This is a genomic window from Pseudomonas sp. ASL4 (assembly GCF_056680395.1).
Genome location: NZ_CM155280.1, coordinates 4986715 through 5005714, shown reverse-complemented (window position 1 = coordinate 5005714; position 19000 = coordinate 4986715). Strand labels below are relative to the sequence as shown.

The 19000-nt window shown below is 60.3% G+C and carries 16 protein-coding genes; 9 read left to right on the top strand and 7 right to left on the bottom strand.

Features of this window, described 5'->3' with window-relative positions; genetic code table 11:
- The first annotated feature begins 29 nt into the window (after positions 1–29).
- From AC1MEW_RS22595 to AC1MEW_RS22560, 8 genes are all read left to right on the top strand, one after another.
- Positions 30–878, top strand: a complete 849-nt coding sequence (locus AC1MEW_RS22595; protein WP_201204047.1) for a transporter substrate-binding domain-containing protein — start codon at positions 30–32, stop codon at positions 876–878.
- A gap of 176 nt (positions 879–1054) precedes the next feature.
- Positions 1055–1717 carry an amino acid ABC transporter permease gene (locus AC1MEW_RS22590; RefSeq protein ID WP_201204038.1) on the top strand — a complete coding sequence of 221 codons (663 nt, stop codon included), beginning with the start codon at positions 1055–1057 and terminating at the stop codon, positions 1715–1717.
- 9 nt (positions 1718–1726) lie between these two features.
- Positions 1727–2389 carry an amino acid ABC transporter permease gene (locus AC1MEW_RS22585; RefSeq protein ID WP_201204036.1) on the top strand — a complete coding sequence of 221 codons (663 nt, stop codon included), beginning with the start codon at positions 1727–1729 and terminating at the stop codon, positions 2387–2389.
- Positions 2386–3177, top strand: coding sequence for an amino acid ABC transporter ATP-binding protein (locus AC1MEW_RS22580; RefSeq protein WP_201256891.1), 792 nt, complete (start codon positions 2386–2388; stop codon positions 3175–3177). Before AC1MEW_RS22585 ends, AC1MEW_RS22580 begins: the two co-directional genes overlap by 4 nt.
- Before the next feature lie 24 nt (positions 3178–3201).
- Positions 3202–3591 (top strand): RidA family protein, encoded by a 390-nt coding sequence (locus AC1MEW_RS22575; RefSeq protein ID WP_322268329.1) that lies wholly within the window; start codon positions 3202–3204, stop codon positions 3589–3591.
- Between the two features lie 146 nt (positions 3592–3737).
- Positions 3738–4502 carry an IclR family transcriptional regulator gene (locus AC1MEW_RS22570; protein WP_480423711.1) on the top strand — a complete coding sequence of 255 codons (765 nt, stop codon included), beginning with the start codon at positions 3738–3740 and terminating at the stop codon, positions 4500–4502.
- Positions 4503–4541: 39 nt separating this feature from the next.
- Complete coding sequence (locus tag AC1MEW_RS22565; RefSeq protein WP_201204029.1) at positions 4542–5759, top strand: amino acid deaminase; 1218 nt, start codon at positions 4542–4544, stop codon at positions 5757–5759.
- 147 nt (positions 5760–5906) lie between these two features.
- Positions 5907–6842: a sugar kinase gene (locus AC1MEW_RS22560; protein WP_480423710.1), complete on the top strand. Its 936-nt coding sequence runs from the start codon at positions 5907–5909 to the stop codon at positions 6840–6842.
- Positions 6843–7009: 167 nt separating this feature from the next.
- On the opposite strand, the gene AC1MEW_RS22555 is transcribed toward AC1MEW_RS22560, so the two are convergent.
- Both AC1MEW_RS22555 and AC1MEW_RS22550 read right to left on the bottom strand, forming a co-directional pair.
- Positions 7010–7285 (bottom strand): peptidylprolyl isomerase, encoded by a 276-nt coding sequence (locus AC1MEW_RS22555; protein WP_007898282.1) that lies wholly within the window; start codon positions 7283–7285, stop codon positions 7010–7012.
- Positions 7286–7339: 54 nt separating this feature from the next.
- Complete coding sequence (locus tag AC1MEW_RS22550) at positions 7340–9877, bottom strand: PAS domain-containing hybrid sensor histidine kinase/response regulator (RefSeq protein WP_201256889.1); 2538 nt, start codon at positions 9875–9877, stop codon at positions 7340–7342.
- Positions 9878–10008: 131 nt separating this feature from the next.
- Between AC1MEW_RS22550 and AC1MEW_RS22545 the strand changes: the two genes are divergently transcribed.
- On the top strand, positions 10009–11118 hold the full coding sequence (locus AC1MEW_RS22545) for a PilT/PilU family type 4a pilus ATPase (RefSeq protein WP_322268332.1): 1110 nt from the start codon (positions 10009–10011) through the stop codon (positions 11116–11118).
- Between the two features lie 114 nt (positions 11119–11232).
- Here AC1MEW_RS22545 and AC1MEW_RS22540 read toward each other — a convergent pair whose 3' ends face one another.
- From AC1MEW_RS22540 to AC1MEW_RS22520, 5 genes are all read right to left on the bottom strand, one after another.
- Positions 11233–13188, bottom strand: a complete 1956-nt coding sequence (locus AC1MEW_RS22540; protein WP_201256888.1) for an acetoacetate--CoA ligase — start codon at positions 13186–13188, stop codon at positions 11233–11235.
- A 178-nt stretch (positions 13189–13366) separates the two neighbouring features.
- The gene (locus tag AC1MEW_RS22535) at positions 13367–14140 is read right to left on the bottom strand and encodes a 3-hydroxybutyrate dehydrogenase (protein WP_201204019.1); all 774 of its coding nucleotides are present in this window, start codon (positions 14138–14140) and stop codon (positions 13367–13369) included.
- Positions 14141–14147: 7 nt separating this feature from the next.
- Entirely contained in the window at positions 14148–15539 is a 1392-nt protein-coding gene (locus AC1MEW_RS22530; protein WP_201204017.1) for a GntP family permease, read from the bottom strand.
- Between the two features lie 300 nt (positions 15540–15839).
- Entirely contained in the window at positions 15840–17255 is a 1416-nt protein-coding gene (locus AC1MEW_RS22525; protein ID WP_201256887.1) for a sigma-54 interaction domain-containing protein, read from the bottom strand.
- A 168-nt stretch (positions 17256–17423) separates the two neighbouring features.
- Entirely contained in the window at positions 17424–18998 is a 1575-nt protein-coding gene (locus tag AC1MEW_RS22520; protein WP_201204013.1) for an ABC transporter ATP-binding protein, read from the bottom strand.
- Between the last annotated feature and the right edge of the window lie 2 nt (positions 18999–19000).

Below are 19000 nucleotides of genomic sequence, written 5' to 3'. Positions count from 1 at the left end.
CGGAATACATATCATCTGGAGTGCTTGCCATGCATCGCCGACCTTCCTTGTTCAAAGCGTGTGTTTTGATTCTCGCGGCTTCGGCCGCTGCCGTGGGTGTTGCCCAGGCAGCGGACAGCAAGCTCGATAGCGTGCTGACCCGTGGGAAATTGATTGTGGGTACGGGGAGTACCAACGCGCCGTGGCACTTCCAGGGGGCGGACGGCAAGTTGCAGGGTTTTGATATCGATATCGGGCACATGATTGCCAAGGGTTTGTTCAACGACCCGAGCAAGGTTGAGTACGTGGTGCAGTCGTCCGATGCGCGGATTCCGAACCTGCTGACGGACAAAGTCGACATCAGTTGCCAGTTCATTACCGTTACCGCCAGCCGTGCGCAGCAGGTTGCATTCACCCTGCCGTACTACCGCGAAGGCGTCGGCCTGCTGTTACCCAACAACAGCAAGTACAAGGAAATCGAAGACCTGCAAGCGGCTGGCGACAGCGTGACCGTGGCGGTGCTGCAAAACGTGTACGCCGAAGAGCTGGTGCATCAGGCGCTGCCCAAAGCCAAGGTCGACCAGTACGACAGCGTCGACTTGATGTATCAAGCCGTGAACTCTGGTCGTGCCGATGCCGCCGCCACCGATCAGTCGTCGGTCAAATACCTGATGGTGCAGAACCCTGGCCGCTATCGCAGCCCGACCTACGCCTGGAGCCCGCAAACCTACGCCTGCGCCGTTAAACGTGGCGATCAGGATTGGCTGAACTTCGTCAACACGGTGCTGCATGAAGCGATGACCGGCGTCGAGTTTCCGACTTACGCGGCGTCGTTCAAACAATGGTTCGGTGTCGATCTGCCTACCCCAGCCATCGGTTTCCCCGTCGAATTCAAATGAAAACTGCTGCGCTCGAAAATACTGCGTTGAAAACAGCCTCGAAATGCTCATTGGCTAAAGCCAACTCCGCTTTCTCGCCTGTTTTCGCCTTGTCTTTCCTTCGCTCGCGACGTTTCCATTTCTAAAATGATGAGCGGGGCGGCTATGAAGGCGCCCCGTTCAAGGTACTGCTGACCATGAACTATCAGTTGAACTTTGCCGCCGTGTGGCGCGATTTCCCCAGTTTGCTAGCGGGGCTCGGTCTGGGCCTTGAGCTGGCGCTGGTGTCGATCGCCATCGGCTGCGTGATCGGCCTGCTGATGGCGTTTGCTTTGTTATCCAAGCATCGCGCGTTGCGGGTGCTGGCGTCGGTGTACGTGACGGTGATCCGTAACACGCCGATTCTGGTGTTGATTCTGTTGATCTACTTCGCGTTGCCGAGCCTGGGCATTCGGCTGGACAAGATCCCTTCGTTCATCATCACCCTGTCGCTGTATGCCGGGGCTTACCTGACCGAAGTGTTCCGTGGCGGGCTGTTGAGCATTCCCAAGGGCCAGCGTGAAGCCGGGTTGGCCATCGGGCTCGGCGAGTGGCAGGTCAAGGCCTACGTCACTGTGCCGGTGATGCTGCGCAACGTGCTGCCGGCGCTGTCGAACAACTTCATTTCGCTGTTCAAGGACACCTCGCTGGCGGCCGCAATTGCGGTGCCTGAGCTGACCTATTACGCGCGCAAGATCAATGTCGAGAGCTACCGGGTGATTGAAACCTGGATGGTGACCACAGCGCTCTATGTTGCGGCCTGTTACCTCATTGCCATGATCCTGCGTTACCTCGAGCAGCGTCTGGCGATCCGCCGATAGGAGCCTCCCATGTACGAATCCCCTAGTTGGTTGCATGAGTTGTGGGTGGCGCGGGAAGTGCTGTGGCAGGGCTTTCTGGTCACGGTGCAGTGCTCGGCCCTGGCGATTTTGCTGGGCACGATGATCGGCATTGTTGCCGGTCTGGTGCTGACGTACGGCAATGTCTGGATGCGCGCGCCGTTCCGTTTCTACGTCGATCTGATTCGCGGCACGCCGGTGTTTGTGCTGGTGCTGGCCTGCTTCTATATGGCGCCGGCGCTCGGCTGGCAGATCAGTGCGTTTCAGGCCGGTGCCTTGGGGCTGACGTTGTTTTGCGGCTCCCACGTCGCCGAGATCGTGCGCGGTGCGCTGCAAGCGTTACCTCGCGGGCAGATGGAAGCGAGCAAGGCGATTGGCCTGACGTTTTATCAATCGCTGGGTTATGTGCTGTTGCCTCAGGCGTTGCGGCAGATCCTGCCGACCTGGGTCAATTCGTCCACCGAGATCGTCAAGGCTTCGACCTTGCTGTCGGTGATCGGCGTGGCCGAGTTGCTGCTCAGCACGCAACAGATCATCGCCCGGACCTTCATGACCCTCGAGTTCTACCTGTTCGCCGGTTTCCTTTTTTTCGTCATCAACTACGCCATCGAATTACTCGGCCGGCACATTGAAAAGCGGGTGGCTTTGCCATGACTCAGACTTCTACTGCACAAAACGGCCAGGCCCTGCTGGACATTCGCGGCTTGCACAAACAATACGGCAAGCTTGAAGTGCTCAAGGGCGTCGACCTTAGCATGCAGCGCGGCAACGTGGTCACGCTGATCGGTTCCAGCGGCTCGGGCAAGACCACGCTGCTGCGTTGCGTGAACATGCTCGAAGAATTCCAGGGCGGGCAGATCCTGCTCGATGGCGAATCCATCGGTTATGACGAGGTCAACGGCAAACGTGTACGCCACGCGGAAAAAGTCATTGCCCGCCATCGCGCGATGACCGGCATGGCGTTCCAGCAGTTCAACCTGTTCCCGCACCTGACCGCGTTGCAGAACGTCACCCTCGGTTTGCTCAAGGTCAAAAAGCTGCACAAGGACGAAGCCGTGGCGCTGGCCGAGAAATGGCTGGAGCGGGTTGGCTTGTACGAACGCCGTGATCACTATCCCGGCCAGTTGTCCGGCGGTCAGCAACAGCGGGTGGCGATTGCCCGGGCGATTGCGATGAACCCGAGCCTGATGCTGTTCGACGAAGTCACCTCGGCCCTCGACCCGGAACTGGTCGGCGAAGTGCTGAACGTGATCAAGGGCCTGGCCGATGAAGGCATGACCATGCTGCTGGTGACCCACGAAATGCGTTTTGCCTTCGAAGTCTCGGACAAAATCGTCTTCATGAACCAAGGGCGAATCGAAGAGCAGGGGCCACCCAAGGAACTGTTCGAACACCCGAAATCGCCGCGTTTGGCGGAATTTCTCAAGAACACTCGTTTTTAACCCTATTAATCAGGAGAAACACTCATGAGCATTACTCGTTACGGCACCGGTAGCAGCGCCGGTGGCGGCCAGCCTCGTCCTTTCGCCCGAGCCGTTGAAGCCGATGGCTGGCTGCATGTGTCCGGCCAGGTGCCGTCGCTGGATGGCGAAATTATTGTGGGCGGTATCGTCGAGCAGACTCACCAGACTATGAAAAACCTGATCGCCATCCTCGAAGAAGCCGGTTATGGCCTCGAAGACGTAGTGCGCGCTGGTGTGTGGCTGGAAGATCCGCGGGATTTCTGGAGTTTCAACAAGGTGTTCTCCGAGTACTTCAAAAGCGAACACGCCCCGGCCCGGGCCTGCGTGCAGGCGAACATGATGGTTGATTGCAAGGTTGAGATTGACTGCATCGCGTACAAGAAAAAGGCCTGAACCGAGTCGCGCCCATCGCGGGCAAGCCACGCTCCCACAGGAGAACGCATTCCAATGTGGGAGCGTGGTTTACCCGCGAAGACGGCCTAACGGTCGCCGCTGCACTCTAGGTAAACTCCCGGCACTTTGAATGGGAACCTGATGACATGACCGAAGACACCATCAAACGCCGGGCACGCGGTCTGGACCGGGCGTTCGATATCCTCGATTTCCTCAAGGAGATCGGCCAGCCCCTGCGCCCGAACGAAATCGCCAGCGGCATCGGCAGCCCGAAATCCACGGTCTACGAACTGGTGGCCTCGCTGTTGGAACGGCGCATCCTCGAGACCGTGGGCAAGGACGGTCACGTTTACCTCGGCCGCCAGCTGTACTTCCTCGGGCAGGCGCACCTGCGCCATTTCGACCTGACCCGTGAGGCCGATTACGCCTTGCAGGAAATCGTCAGCCAGACCCACGAAACCGCGCAGATGTGTCTGCTCAATGGTCGCAAGTACACCGTTGCGCTGATGAAAGAGGGCGAGCGGCATTTCCGCATTTCCTCGGACATCGGCGAAAACGCGCCAATTCCCTGGACCGCGTCCGGACGCCTGCTGCTCTCGCACTTGAGCGACCAGGCAATCATCGACCTGATCGACTACGACGACTTTATCCTGCCCAACGGCGAACGCCTGCCGCTGGAACAGTTTCTCCAGGAAATCCGCCAGGCTGGCCTCGATGGGTTTTTCTCTTTCGATAGCGTCGCCGATACTTTTACCCATTGCTTCGCCGCCCCGGTCAAAGACCCCAGCGGCATCGCCATTGCAACCCTGTGCATCGTTGCCCCTCGGGCCGACGCCAAGAACAATTACAACGACTATCGCCGGGTGCTGATCGACAGCGCCAACAACCTGGCCCGGCGTATCAACGAGTAACAGCGGCTGCTTGCGGCCGCGAATGTAAGGAGTTTGACCATGTCTTCTGCCGAATCGACTGCTGCCGTAGAAAAGGGCTTTGCGCACACCGGCGCGCATCTGGTGCGCGACGTCAGCCTGCCGGCGCTGGTGTTGCACCGTGAAGCGCTGGAACACAACATTCGCTGGATGCAGGCGTTTGTCAGCAACAGCGGCGCGGAACTGGCGCCCCACGGTAAAACCAGCATGACCCCGGCGCTGTTTCGCCGCCAACTGGACGCCGGCGCCTGGGGCATCACCCTGGCCAGCGCGACCCAGACCCGTGCCGCTTACGCCCATGGCGTGCGTCGGGTGTTGATGGCCAACCAACTGGTCGGCACGCCGAACATGGCGTTGATCGCTGACTTGCTGGCGGACCCGACTTTCGAATTCCATTGCATGGTCGATCACCCGGACAACGTTGCTGACCTCGGCGCGTACTTCGCCTCCCGCGGCGTGCGGTTGAACGTGATGATCGAATACGGTGTGGTCGGCGGTCGTTGCGGCTGCCGCAGCGAGCTGGAAGTGATCGAGCTGGCCAAAGCCATCACAGCGCAGCCGGCGCTGGCGTTGACCGGTATCGAGGGCTACGAAGGGGTGATTCATGGCGATCACGCGGTCAGCGGCATCCGTGAATTTGCTTCTTCCCTGGTGCGTCTGGCGGTGCAGTTGCAGGACAGCGGGGCGTTCGCAATTCCCAAGCCGATCATCACCGCTTCGGGCTCTGCCTGGTACGACCTGATTGCCGAATCCTTCGAAGCCCAGAACGCCGGCGGTCGCTTTCTCAGCGTGCTGCGCCCCGGCAGTTACGTCGCCCACGACCATGGCATCTATAAAGAAGCGCAGTGCTGCGTGCTCGACCGTCGCAGCGATTTGCATGAAGGTTTGCGTCCGGCGCTGGAAATCTGGGCGCATGTTCAGTCGATGCCGGAACCAGGCTTCGCAGTGATCGCCCTCGGTAAGCGCGATGTGGCGTATGACGCCGGCCTGCCGGTGCCGTTGTTGCGTTACAAGGCCGGCGTGCTGCCGGCGGTGGGCGACGATGTGAGCGCCTGCAAGGTGACGGCGGTGATGGACCAGCATGCGTTCATGACCGTGGCGCCGGGGGTTGAATTGCGGGTGGGGGACATCATTTCTTTCGGTACTTCACATCCGTGCCTGACGTTCGACAAGTGGCGCACCGGGTGTCTGGTGGATGAGCAGTTGCAGGTGATTGAAACCATGGAAACCTGTTTCTAAGGCCTGAAACCGAGGTGCGGCCTTCGCGGGCAAGCTTTGCTCCTACGGGATCGTGTTGTTCGCGAGTGATCGCAAACCTGTAGGAGCGAGGCTTGCCCGCGAAGGCATCCTTCCAGACAACATCGCATCACCTGAGACCCCACACCCATGAACACCATCAACACCCTCGGCCCCAACACCCCGCGCATCGCCCTGATCGGCGAGTGCATGATCGAGTTGCAGCAGCGGGCCGATGGCAGCCTGCAACAAAGCTTCGGCGGCGACACCCTGAACACGGCGGTCTACCTGTCCCGGGAACTGGGCGAAGGTGGCACGGTGGATTACGTCACCGCCCTGGGCGATGACAGCTTCAGCGATGCCATGTGCCAGAGCTGGGCGGCCGAGAACATCGGCCTGGAGATGGTTCAGCGGTTACCCGGTCGTTTGCCAGGCTTGTATTGCATCCAGACCGATGCCGCTGGCGAGCGACGCTTCCTTTACTGGCGCAACGAAGCCGCCGTGCGCAGTTGCTTCACCACCCCGACAGCCGCACCGATACTGGCGGCATTGCCGGATTACGACGTGCTGTATTTCAGTGGCATCACTCTGGCGGTGCTGGGCGAGCAAGGTCGGGAGAAGTTACTGGAAACCCTGACCGAGGCCCGGCAGCGGGATGCGCGAATTGTCTTCGACAACAACTACCGGCCGCGGCTGTGGGCATCGCTGGAGGAGGCGCGGGCTGCGTATCGCAGTGTCTTGCCGTACGTGGACCTGGCGCTGCTGACCGTCGATGACGAACAGGCACTGTTTCATTTTTCCGATAGCGAGGCAGTGTTTGACGCCTACGAGCAGATCGGCACACCGGAAGTGGTGCTCAAGCGTGGCGCCGAGGCGTGCTTGATTCGCTGTGGCGGTGAGTCGTTCGAAGTGCCGGCGCAGAAGGTCGAGCGCGTGGTGGACACCACGGCGGCGGGGGATTCGTTCAGTGCGGCGTATCTGGCGAGTCGGCTCAAGGGCGGGAGCCCGGTTGAGGCGGCCGAGGCGGGGCATCGGTTGGCGAGCCAAGTGATTCAAGTCCCGGGTGCACTCATTCCCAAAACCTGAAACACAATCTCTGCGGTGAAGAGATTTTGTGGTGAGGGGGCTTGCCCCCGTTGGGTGGCGAAGCCGCCCCGGCATTCTTTCAGATAAACCGAATCCACAGGCTTACGACTGCTGCGCAGCCGAACGGGGGCAAGCCCCATCGCCACAGAGGCCCTCAAGCCAACCGCTCAATCCCGATAAAACACCTGCACCAAGTGATACCCGAACTTGCTCTTGATCGGCCCATGCACCACCCGCAGCGGTTTCTTGAAGATCACCGCGTCAATCACTCCAACCATCTGCCCCGGCCGCACTTCACCCAAATCGCCGCCGCGCTTGCCGGACGGGCAGGTGGAGTATTTTTTGGCCAGCACATCGAAGGCTTCGCCCTTGGCGATGCGTTGTTTGAGCTGCTCGGCTTCTTCCGAGGTTTTCACCAGAATATGGCGGGCTTGAGCTTTCATGGGGCAGGTACCTTGCAACGGTGGTGACAGCGGGGCGCGGGATTATGCCTCAACTCACTCTGGTTGGCCGATCATCGTGCGAATCTTGTTGGCCAGCAGGTCGATGGAAAACGGTTTGGCCACCATGTCCATGCCTTCCTCCAGGAAACCCTGGCGTTCGGCGGCTTTCTCCGCGTAACCCGTCATAAACAACACTTTGAGGTCCGGGCGATGCTGACGGGCGATTTCCGCCAGTTGCCGGCCATTCATCCCCGGCAGCCCGACGTCGGTCACCAACAGGTCCACGCGCAAGTCGGACTCGAGCAAAGGCAGGGCCGCCCTGGCGTCTTCGGCTTCATGGGCGTGATAGCCCAGCTCATTGAGCAAATCGAGCACCAGCATGCGCACCGCCGGATCGTCTTCCACCAGCACCACCGTTTCGCCGGCAATCGCCGAGGGCGCGTCGCCAGTCACCGGCAGCAACGTGTCTTGCGGCGCACCGAGGTGCAACCGTGGCAAATACAGGCGTACGCAGGTGCCTTGGCCCGGCAGGCTGTCGAGGCTGACATGTCCGCCTGACTGCTGGGCAAAGCCGTAGATCATCGACAACCCCAGGCCCGTGCCCTGGCCGATGGGTTTGGTGGTGAAGAACGGCTCGAACGCCTTGGCCAACACCGACGGTGTCATGCCAGTGCCGTTGTCGCTGACGGCAATCATCAGATAGTCCCCGGCCTTGACTGCTTCGAGCGACGTGCTGTCGCTGCCGTCGAGGTAGACGTTGGCCGTTTCGATCAGCAACCGGCCGCCATCGGGCATCGCGTCCCGGGCGTTGATCACCAGGTTGAGCAGGGCGTTTTCCAGTTGGCTGACGTCAGTACTGACCGACCACACATCGTCGGCCAGTTGCAGCATGAGCTCGATATGGTCGCCCTTGGTGCGGCTGAGCAGGTCTTCGAGCGAATGAATCAACTCATTGGCGTTCAGCGGTTTGCGGTCCAGCGACTGACGGCGGGAGAACGCCAGCAGGCGGTGAGTCAGGGCCGCTGCCCGGTTGGCGGAGGACACCGCCGCTTCGGTGAAACGGCCGATCTCGGCGGTGCGCCCATCGGCGATGTAGCGCTGCATCAGGTCGAGACTGCCGATAATCCCGGTGAGCATGTTGTTGAAGTCATGGGCGATACCGCCGGTGAGTTGACCCACCGCTTCCATCTTCTGCGCATGCCGTAACGCGTCTTCGGCACGCTCGCGCTCGAACATCTCGTTTTGCAGGCGTTGATTGGCCTCGGCTAATTGTTGCGTACGAGCGATCACGCGCTCTTCGAGGGTTTCATTGAGGTTGCGCAGGGCTTCTTCGGTTTCTTTACGCTCGGTTTCGTCGATCACGAAGATGTAGAAACCGTTGACCGAGCCGTCTGAGCCGTGTCGTGGCAAGTAATTCATCAGGGCACTGCGGATACTGCCGTCCCGATGCGGGGTGTCGATACTGAACGAGCAGGGCCGGCCGGCCAGCGCCTCGGCAACGTAGTGGGCGCGGGTGGAATAGTTCTCGTCACCGAGCACTTCATGGATGGTTTTGCCAAACAGCTCCTGAGGCGTCAGGCCGTACCAGTCGAGGTACGCGGCGTTGTTCAGGCGGAAGCGTTCCTCGCGGTCGACGTAGCTGATCAGGATCGGCATGGCGTTGATGATCAACTGCAGCTCAGTCTGGCTCTGGCGCAAGGCTTGTTCAGTGTGTTTGCGTTCAGTCAGGTCGAGGGCTGCGCCGAGAAAGCGCATCGGCCGGCCATGGTGGTCCTTGTAGCAACGACCCCGGGCAAACACCCAGCGCAACTGGCCGTCGGGTTGCAGCAAGCGATATTCCTCGGCGTACTCGGTGCCGTGGGTGATGCAATGCTTGATGCTGCGGGCAATCATCGCCCGGTCTTCCGGGTGGACGCCATGCAGGTAATCACTGATCGGCAACTGGCTGGCCATGGCCGGGTCGACACCGTGCAGTTGCGCGAAGTGGGCGTCGGCGATGAAACGGTCTTCGCCTATGTCCCAGTCCCAGGTGCCGACCGCATCGGTGGCGGCCAGGGCCAGTTGCAGACGCTGTTCGGTTTCGTGCTGGGCCTTGAGGCTGGCGGCGGAGCGCTGTTCGAGTTCGAGGGCAATACGGCGCCGCTCGTTGGTTTCGATGGCGGTGACCAGAATCCCGGCCACCTGAGCGCTTTCATCGCGGATCGGACTGTAGGTCAAGTCCAGCCAGAAGTCGGAATCTTGCCCGTCGCGCTGCAAGGTAAAGCGTTGTTCGCTGTAGGTCCGCACCTGTCCTTGTAGGACGGCGCTGTAGATCGGGTCAGTAAAGTCTTTTAATTCTGGCCAGATCTGGTGCGCGGGCTGTCCGAAAGCATGAGGATGCTTGTTGCCCGCCAGCAGGGCGAAGCCGTCGTTGTAGATCTGCGTGAGCTGCGGGCCCCACAGCAAGAGCATGGGCATGGGCGAGTGAATCACGATGTCCACCGCAGTTCGCAAGCTCTGCGGCCAGGTGCTGGCGGCGCCCAAAGGGCTGCGGCGCCAGTCCAGTCGGGCAATCAGGGCCTGGGCATCGCTGCCAGTCGGTGATGCGTTCATCAAGATGTCCTGCACGTAAGTCGGTGTGGCTGCGTCTACTATCCTTGCTAGGCGGTAGACGCTGGATGGCCCGATGCGTCACTGTTTCGGGTCATATCTGTTCATTGAATGCTTCGCGGGTGTTTTTTGCCATGGAAATCGATGTGCTGTTGCGGCAACTGGCGAGCCAGGAGGGCTCCGATCTTTACCTTTCCACTGGCGCGCCACCCAGTGCACGGTTCGACGGTGTGCTCAAATCCTTGTCTGATCAACGGTTCAAACCAGGGGAAGTCGCTGCCATTGCCGCGTCCATCATGGATGCCGAACAGCGATTGGAGTTCGAGCGAGAACTGGAAATGAACCTGGCTATCTCCCTGGCCGGGGTCGGACGCTTCCGGGTCAACATCTTCAAACAGCGCAATGACGTATCGATCGTGGCGCGCAACATCAAACTCGACATTCCGCGCTTCGAAGACCTCAACCTGCCGTCCGTACTGCTCGATACCGTGATGCTCAAGCAAGGGCTGATGCTCTTCGTCGGCGCGACCGACTCGGGAAAATCCACGTCCCTGGCGGCTTTGATCGATTACCGCAACCGCCACAGCAGCGGCCATATCATCACCATCGAAGACCCGGTGGAATATATCCATCGCCACAAGAAATCGATCATTAACCAGCGGGAAGTCGGCGTCGATACCCGCAGTTTTCATACGGCATTGAAAAATACCCTGCGCCAGGCACCTGATGTGGTGCTGATCGGTGAAATTCGCGACCGCGAAACCATGGAGCATGCCTTGACGTTTGCCGACACCGGCCATCTGGTGATCTCCACGTTGCATGCCCACAACGCCAACCAGGCGCTGGACCGCATTATCAATTTCTTCCCGCAGGAGCGCCGGGAGCAACTGCTGCATGACCTGGCCAACAACCTCAAGGCCTTCGTTTCTCAACGGCTAGTGCGCACACTCGACGGTCAACGCCGGGCGGCGGTGGAAGTGATGCTGGGGACGCCGACCATTGCCGACCTGATCCGGCGCAATGAATTTGATGAGCTCAAGGGGATCATGGAGAAGTCGGTGGAGCTGGGGATGCAGACGTTTGACGGGGCGCTGTATGCGTTGGTTGTGGAGGGGGCGATCAGTGAGGACGAGGCGTTGAAACATGCGGATTCGCTGAACAACTTGCGGCTGCGGTTGAAGTTGCATGCCGATGCAGTACCGGGCCCACAGCCACCGCCCGGTGAATGGGGACTCCTGGACTGACACCGGTCAAATGTGGGAGCGAGCTTGCTCGCGATAGCGTCATGTCGTTCAGCATAAATGTCGACTGACAGTCCGCTATCGCGAGCAAGCTCGCTCCCACAATAGATTTGCGTTCTAGTCCGTGAGCTCTGGGCGATTGCGAAATTGTTCCAGCGCCTCGGGATTGGCCAGGGCATCGGTGTTTTTCACCGGTTGCCCATGCACCACATTCCTTACCGCCAACTCCACCACCTTGCCGCTGATGGTGCGCGGAATGTCCGTCACCGCCAGGATCTTCGCCGGCACATGCCGAGGCGTGGTGTTGGCGCGGATCACTTGGCGAATCTGCTGCTGCAGTGATTCATCAAGAACGATGCCGTCCTTCAACCGCACGAACAGCACCACCCGCACGTCATCCTGCCACTGCTGACCGATGGCCACGCTGTCCAGCACCTGCGGTACTTTCTCCACCTGCCGGTAAATTTCCGCCGTGCCAATGCGCACGCCACCGGGGTTGAGTACGGCGTCGGAACGCCCGTGAATCATCATTGCGCCGTGGGGCAGTTGTTCTGCGTAGTCGCCCTGAGCCCAGACGCCGGGGAACTGGCTGAAATACGAGGCGCGAAGTTTTTCCCCAGTCGGGTCGTTCCATAAGCCAATCGGCATCGCCGGAAAGTGCCGGGTGCACACCAGCTCACCTTTTTCGCCGATCACCGCTTGACCGGCGTCGTTCCAGACCTCGACCGCCATGCCCAGGCTCTTGCCCATCATCTCGCTACGCCGCACCGCGGACATCGGGTTGCCGTTGACGAAGCACGAAACGATATCGGTGCCGCCGGACATCGAGGCCAGGCACACGTCCGATTTGAAGTCGCGATAGACGAAATCGTAACTCTGCGGTGACAACGCCGAACCGGTGCAGAGCAGGGTTTTCAGGCTGCTCAGGTCGTGGCTCAGTCGAGGTTTCAGGCCGCTGCTTTCCAGGGTCGCAAGGAACTTGGGGCTGGTGCCGAAGACGTTGATGCGCTCGTCGTCGATCAGGTCGATCAAACGTTCAGGGCCTGGATGAAACGGTGAGCCGTCGTACAACACGATGGCGCTGCCGACCGCCAGGGCCGAGACCAGCCAGTTCCACATCATCCAGCCGCAGGTGGTGTAGTAGAACAAACGGCTGCCGGGGCCGAGATCGCAATGCAAGCCGTGTTCCTTGACGTGTTGCAGCAGCACGCCGCCGGTGCTGTGGATGATGCACTTCGGCACGCCGGTGGTGCCGCTGGAATAGAGGATGTACAGCGGATGGGCGAACGGCACTGGAACGAAATCCGGGTCGCCGCCAATGTCGTAAAAGTCCTCCCAAAGCGACACGTTGGCCTGAGTGTGGAAATGTTCGATGTGCGCCTGTGGCAGTGCGTAAGGCACGACGATCAACTGCTGCAAGGTTGGCAGCCGTTCGAGGATTTCGTTGACCTTGGCGTGTTGGTCGATCTCTTTGCCGGCATAGCGATAACCGGCGCAGGTGAGCAGTACCTTTGGCTCGATCTGGCCGAAACGGTCGATCACCCCTTGGGTGCCGAAGTCCGGCGAAGAACAGGACCAGATCGCCCCGAGGCTGGTGGTGGCGAGCATCGCGACCAGGGTTTGCCAGGTGTTGGGCATGCACGCTGCGACCCGGTCGCCTTGGCCGACACCAGCGGCTTTCAAACTGTTCTGGAAACCGGCGACATGGCTGGCCAGTTCGGCCCAGGTCAATTGTTCGCGCTGACCGTTCTCAGCCACGGCGACTACCGCCACGGCGTCGTCACGACGCCGCAGCAAATGTTCGGCGAAGTTCAGGGTCGCGCCGGGGAACCACTCGGCGCTAGGCATGAGCGGGCCTTCACGCAGCACCACGTCGGGTTGTTCGTGAAAACGGATCTCGAAGAAATCGACGATTGCCTGCCAGAACGTCTCCCGCTGATCGATGGACCATTGGTGCAGGGCAGGGTAGTCGTCGATCTTGAGGTGATGCCGCTGATTGATAAAGCGCCGAAAGGCCTCAATGCGGGTCTTGCCGATGCGCTCGGCGTTGGGTTGCCATAAAACGTCTGACATCAGTGTCCCCTTATTTTTCTTTTTGCACGCGCATTTGTTTTTTGTGGCGAGGGAGCTTGCTCCCGTCGGGTTGCGAAGCGACCCCCTGCATTCCCTCATTCAACCGATTCGCCTGGATTTACGACTGCTTCGCAGCCGATCTGGGGCAGCCCCCTCGCCACAGGGGGCTAGCGGCTAATCACTGCGCCAACCACCCACCATCAATATTCCACGCCGCACCGCGCACCTGACTGCCGGCCTCGCTGCACAAAAACAGCACCAGTTCGCCCAGTTGCGGCGGCGTCACGAACTCAAGCGAAGGCTGCTTCTCGGCCAGCAAATCGTGCTGCGCTTGCTGCGGGTCGATCCCGGTGGCGGCGCGATCGTCGATCTGTTTCTGCACCAGCGGCGTCAGCACCCAGCCTGGGCAGATAGCGTTGCAGGTCACTTGGGTCGTCGCGGTTTCAAGGCCAACGACCTTGGTCAACCCGATCACCCCATGCTTGGCTGCGACATACGCCGCTTTGCCCACCGACCCGACCTGACCGTGAACCGAGGCAATGTTGATGATTCGCCCCCAATTTTTGGCGCGCATACGCGGCAGGCAAAGGCGCGTGCTGTGGAACACCGCCGACAGGTTGATCGCGATGATCGAATCCCAGCGCTCTACGGGGAAGTCTTCCACCGCAGCCACATGCTGGATACCGGCGTTGTTCACCAGAATGTCGATGCCACCGAACGTACGTTCTGCGTAGGCAATCATCTCGGCGATTTGCTCCGGGTTGCTGACGTCGGCCGGGTGATGCCCGACCTTGCCGCCAAACTGTTGCACTTCGGCAATCACCTTGGATGCGTCGCCGAAACCGTTGAGGACCACGTTGGCGCCAGCCTTGGCGAGGCTGAGGGCGATGCCCAGGCCGATGCCGCTAGTGGAGCCGGTGACCAGTGCGGTCTTGCCAGTAAGATTCGTCATGAATGCCTCACACAATGCCAGTGGCGTAGAAAGTACCGATGACCACGAAAACCGCCAGGGTCTTGATGATCGTAATACAGAAAATGTCTTTGTAGGCTTCGCGGTGCGTCAGGCCGGTCACCGCCAGCAAGGTAATCACCGCGCCGTTGTGCGGCAGGGTGTCCATGCCGCCACTCGCCATCGCGGCGACCCGGTGCAGCACTTCCAGCGGAATATTGGCCGCGTGGGCGGCGCTGATGAATTGCTCCGACATCGCCGCCAAGGCGATGCTCATGCCGCCCGATGCGGACCCGGTGATGCCGGCCAGCAAGGTCACGGTAATGGCTTCGTTGACCAGCGGATTGGGGATGCTTTTCAGCCAGTCGGCCAGTACCAGGAAACCCGGCAGCGAGGCGATCACTGCGCCAAAGCCGTATTCCGAAGCGGTGTTCATCGCCGCCAGCAATGCACCGCTGACCGCACTTTTACTGCCTTCGGCCAACTTGCTGCGAATCGCCTGGAAGCCGAACGCCAGCACCATGATGATGCCGATCAATAACGCTGCTTGAACGGCCCAGATCGCTGTGAGCTTGGCAATTTCGGTGGTCACCGGCGTAGCCATGCCCGGCAGCGCGAGTGTATGGGTTTTGCCATACCACAGCGGAATCCAGTGGGTGAACAGCAAGTTCATGACCCCGACCATCAACAGCGGCGACAGGGCGATCCAAGGGTTCGGCAGCTTGATATCTGTAGCAGTTTCCGGCTCGTTGCGCAGTTCGGTGCCGTAGCCTTCGCCGGCCCGTTGGGCTTTGTTGCGTTGGCGCTGGAGGAACAGCATGCCGGTGCAGAACACGAAAATCGTCCCGATCAGCCCCAGCCACGGCGCGGCCCAGGCGGTGGTGTTGAAGAAGGTGCTGGGGATGATGTTCTGAATTTGCGGGGTGCCGGGCAGGGCGTCCATGGTGAAGGAGAACGCGCCGAGGGCGATGGTCGCCGGGATCAGCCGCTTGGGGATGTCGCTCTGGCGGAACATCTCGGCCGCAAACGGATAAACCGCGAACACCACCACAAACAGCGACACGCCACCATAAGTCAGCAGGGCGCAGACCAACACGATCACCAGCATGGCCTGGCGGGTGCCGAGCAAGCGAATGGCCGCCGCGACGATTGAGCGCGAGAAACCCGACAGCTCAATCAGCTTGCCGAACACCGCACCGAGCAGGAACACCGGGAAATACAGTTTGATGAAGCCGACCATTTTCTCCATGAACACCCCGGTGAACGCAGGGGCGACGGCGGAAGGATCGGTGAGCAGGACAGCGCCGAGGGCGGCAATCGGGGCAAAGAGGATAACGCTGTAGCCACGGTAAGCAGCCAGCATCAGCAGCGCGAGGGCTGCCAAGGCAATGATCACACTCATGGGTGTGTCTCCTGGAATTGTTATTTTTGTAGGGTGGATCTTTTGTGGGAGAGGGCTTTAGCGGGAATCGTGCCATATCATTAACTTGTTGAAATATAAGGATATTGTTGTTTTTTGAAACGACTTTGCTGATTTTTGTCTCTGTTTTGAGATTTTTAGTGATCTGGCGGACGCCTTCGCGGGCAAGCCTCGCTCCTACAGGGGGAGGCGCTATTCACGGATGGTGCGTACACCTTGCACCTGTAGGAGCGAGGCTCGCCCGCGAAGAGGCCTCATCTACCAATAGAGATGTCTGTCTCTTTATTGAGACTCGGCAATCCCCAACGCCACCATCTTCTTGTACAACGTCGACCGCCCAAGCCCCAGCCGCACCGCCGCTTCAATCACCTTCCCCCCGCATTGCGCCAGGGTGGCTTCAATCAATTGCCGATCAAATCGTTCCCGAGCCTCACTGAACGTCTCATGGCCCGCGGTCTCGACTGACAACGGTATTACACGCTCAACCGGCGTAAACGTACCAATCGCCGCCCGGATATCCGCCGCATTCAGCATCAAGTCATCACTAAGCAGCGCTGCGCGTTCCAGCACGTTGCGCAACTCGCGAATGTTCCCCGGCCAGGCATGTTGACCCAGCAACTCCTGCGCTTCGCGGTTCAGCTCATGCTGACTGCGCAGTTCTTCAAGGATCGCTTCGCTCAAGGCCGGAATATCGTCGAGCCGGTCGCGTAGCGGCGGAACGTGGATCGGCAGCACGTTGAGGCGGTAGTACAAATCGGCGCGAAATTCGCCGCGTTTGATCGCCGCTTCCAGGTCCGTTGAGGTCGCGGCAATCACCCGCACATCACTCTGGATCACTTCGTTGGAGCCCACCGGCTCGAATTCTTTTTCCTGCAGCACCCGCAGCAACTTGCTTTGCAGGGGCAGCGGCATGTCTCCGATCTCATCAAGAAACAACGTGCCGCCCTGGGCGATCTGCAATTTGCCGATCCGGCCTTTGCGGTCCGCGCCGGTAAACGCGCCGGGGGCGGTGCCGAAGAACTCCGCCTCCAGCAATGATTCGGGAATCGCCGCGCTGTTGATGCTGACAAACGCCTTGTGCGCCCGTGGCGAAGCGCCATGGATCGCCTGGGCCAGCAGCTCTTTGCCGGTGCCGGTTTCACCGAGCAGCAACACCGGCGACTCGGCGCTGGCACTGCGCCGGGCCCGGCGTTTAACTTCCAGGCTGGCGGCGCTGGTGCCGATGAAATGAGCAAAGTTGTACTTGGCTTGCCGCGCGCGCAGCAGCGAACGGGTGGAGGCCAGTTCTTCCTGCATGCTCAGGTAGCGCTTAAGCATCGGCGACAGGCTGCGCAATTCGTCGAACAAGGCGAAGCCGATGGCACCGATCACCGCGCCGGCATCGTCATGAATCGGTAGGCGCATCACCACCAGCGGTTCTTTGGGGGTGTCCTGCATGTCCAGCAGGATCGGCCGGCCAGTGCGCACCACCTCGCGCAGCAGACTGCCGGGGATCACGCTTTCGCAGGCTTTGCCGATCGCGACTTCTGCCGATGCCAGGCCGAAGCGCCGGGCGTAGCGTTCGTTCATCCAGACGATATTGGCGTCGCGGTCGACAATCACCGTGCCTTCGCTCGATTGCTCGATGATTTCGAACAACGAACGGATCGCCAGCATGCGAACGCGCTGGTAGTCCTTGAGGCTTTCGGTGGTGTTCATTTGGAGAACCCTGGTTGTGTATTGCTTGTGCGGACGCCATCGCGAGCAAGCTCGGCTCCCACAGGTTTTGCAGTGCTCACATAAATGGTGGTTACACCGCGCACCTGTGGGAGCCGAGCTTGCTCGCGATGGGGGCGGCTCGGTTGATCGGCATGCAAAGGATTATGCCTAACCCTGATGCGCCGCCGCCAACAGCTCTTTGGTATACGGATGCTGCGGCGAATCGAACACGTCGTGGCTGGCCCCGCTTTCCACCACTTTGCCATCCTTGATCACGATCATGTCGTGGGCCAGCGCTCGCACCACCGCCAGATCATGGCTGATAAACAGGTACGTCAGGCCATGCTTTTCCTGGAGGTCGCGGAGCAGGGCGACCACTTGCTTTTGCACGGTACGGTCCAGGGCCGAGGTCGGTTCATCCAGCAGGATCAGCGCCGGCTTGAGCACCAGCGCCCGGGCGATGGCGATGCGTTGCCGTTGGCCACCGGAGAACTCGTGGGGATAGCGGTGACGGCTTTGCGGGTCGAGGCCGACTTCTTCCAGCGCCCGAATCACTTCGGCTTTGCATTCTTCAGCGGTCAGTTGGCTATGCACCTCCAGCCCTTCGCTGATGATCTGCGCCACGGACATCCGAGGGCTCAAGCTGCCGAAGGGGTCCTGAAACACCACCTGCATCTTCTTGCGCCACGGCCGCAGTTGCTTTTGCGTGAGACCGTCCAGTGCCTGGCCTTGAAAACGAATACTGCCTTCGGAGTCGAGCAAGCGCAGGATCGCCTGGCCGAGGGTGGACTTGCCCGAGCCGGACTCGCCAACAATGCCCAAGGTCTTGCCGCGTTGGACATTCAGGCTGATGCCATCCACCGCGTGTAAATAGGTCTTGCGTTGGAACAGCCCGCCGCCAATGGCGAATCGTACTTGCAGGTTGTCAACTTCCAGCACTTTCTCGCGCTCGTCCCGGGGCAAGGCTTCGCCTTCCGGTTCAGCATTGAGCAGCACGCAGCTGTAAGGGTGCTTCGGTTCGGTGAACAGCGTTTCGCAAGAGGCCTGTTCGACGATTTCCCCGGCCTTCATCACGCACACGCGCTGGGCGATGCTGCGTACCAGATTGAGGTCATGACTGATCAGCAGCAGCGACATGCCGAGCCGCTGTTGCAGGGATTTGAGCAGCAGCAGGATCTTGCGCTGCACCGTCACGTCCAGCGCCGTGGTCGGCTCGTCGGCGATCAACAGTTCTGGTTCACAGGCCAGGGCCATCGCGATCATCACCCGTTGCCGCTGACCGCCGGACAGTTGATGGGGGTAGGCCTTGAGCCGCTCCTTGGGTTTCTGGATGCCGACCAGTTCCAGCAGTTCAAGAATTCGCGCTTGCGCCACTTTGCCGGCCAAGCCTTTGTGCACCAGCAAGGTTTCGCCGATCTGCTTTTCGATGCTGTGCAGCGGGTTCAGGGAGGTCATCGGTTCCTGAAAGATCATCGCGATCCGGTTGCCGCGTAACTGACGCAAGACCTTGGCATCGGCACCGACCAGTTCCTGGCCGCGATAACGAATGCTGCCCGTGGTTTCGGTGCCCAGTTCCGGCAGCAGTTGCAGGATCGAATGGGCCGTCACCGATTTGCCCGAACCCGACTCGCCCACCAGCGCCAGACACTCGCCGGGGCGGATGTCCAGGCACAGTTTGCGCACCACGGTCTGGCCACTGAAGGCCACGCTGAGATCACGGATTTCGATCAGGTTGTCACTCATAT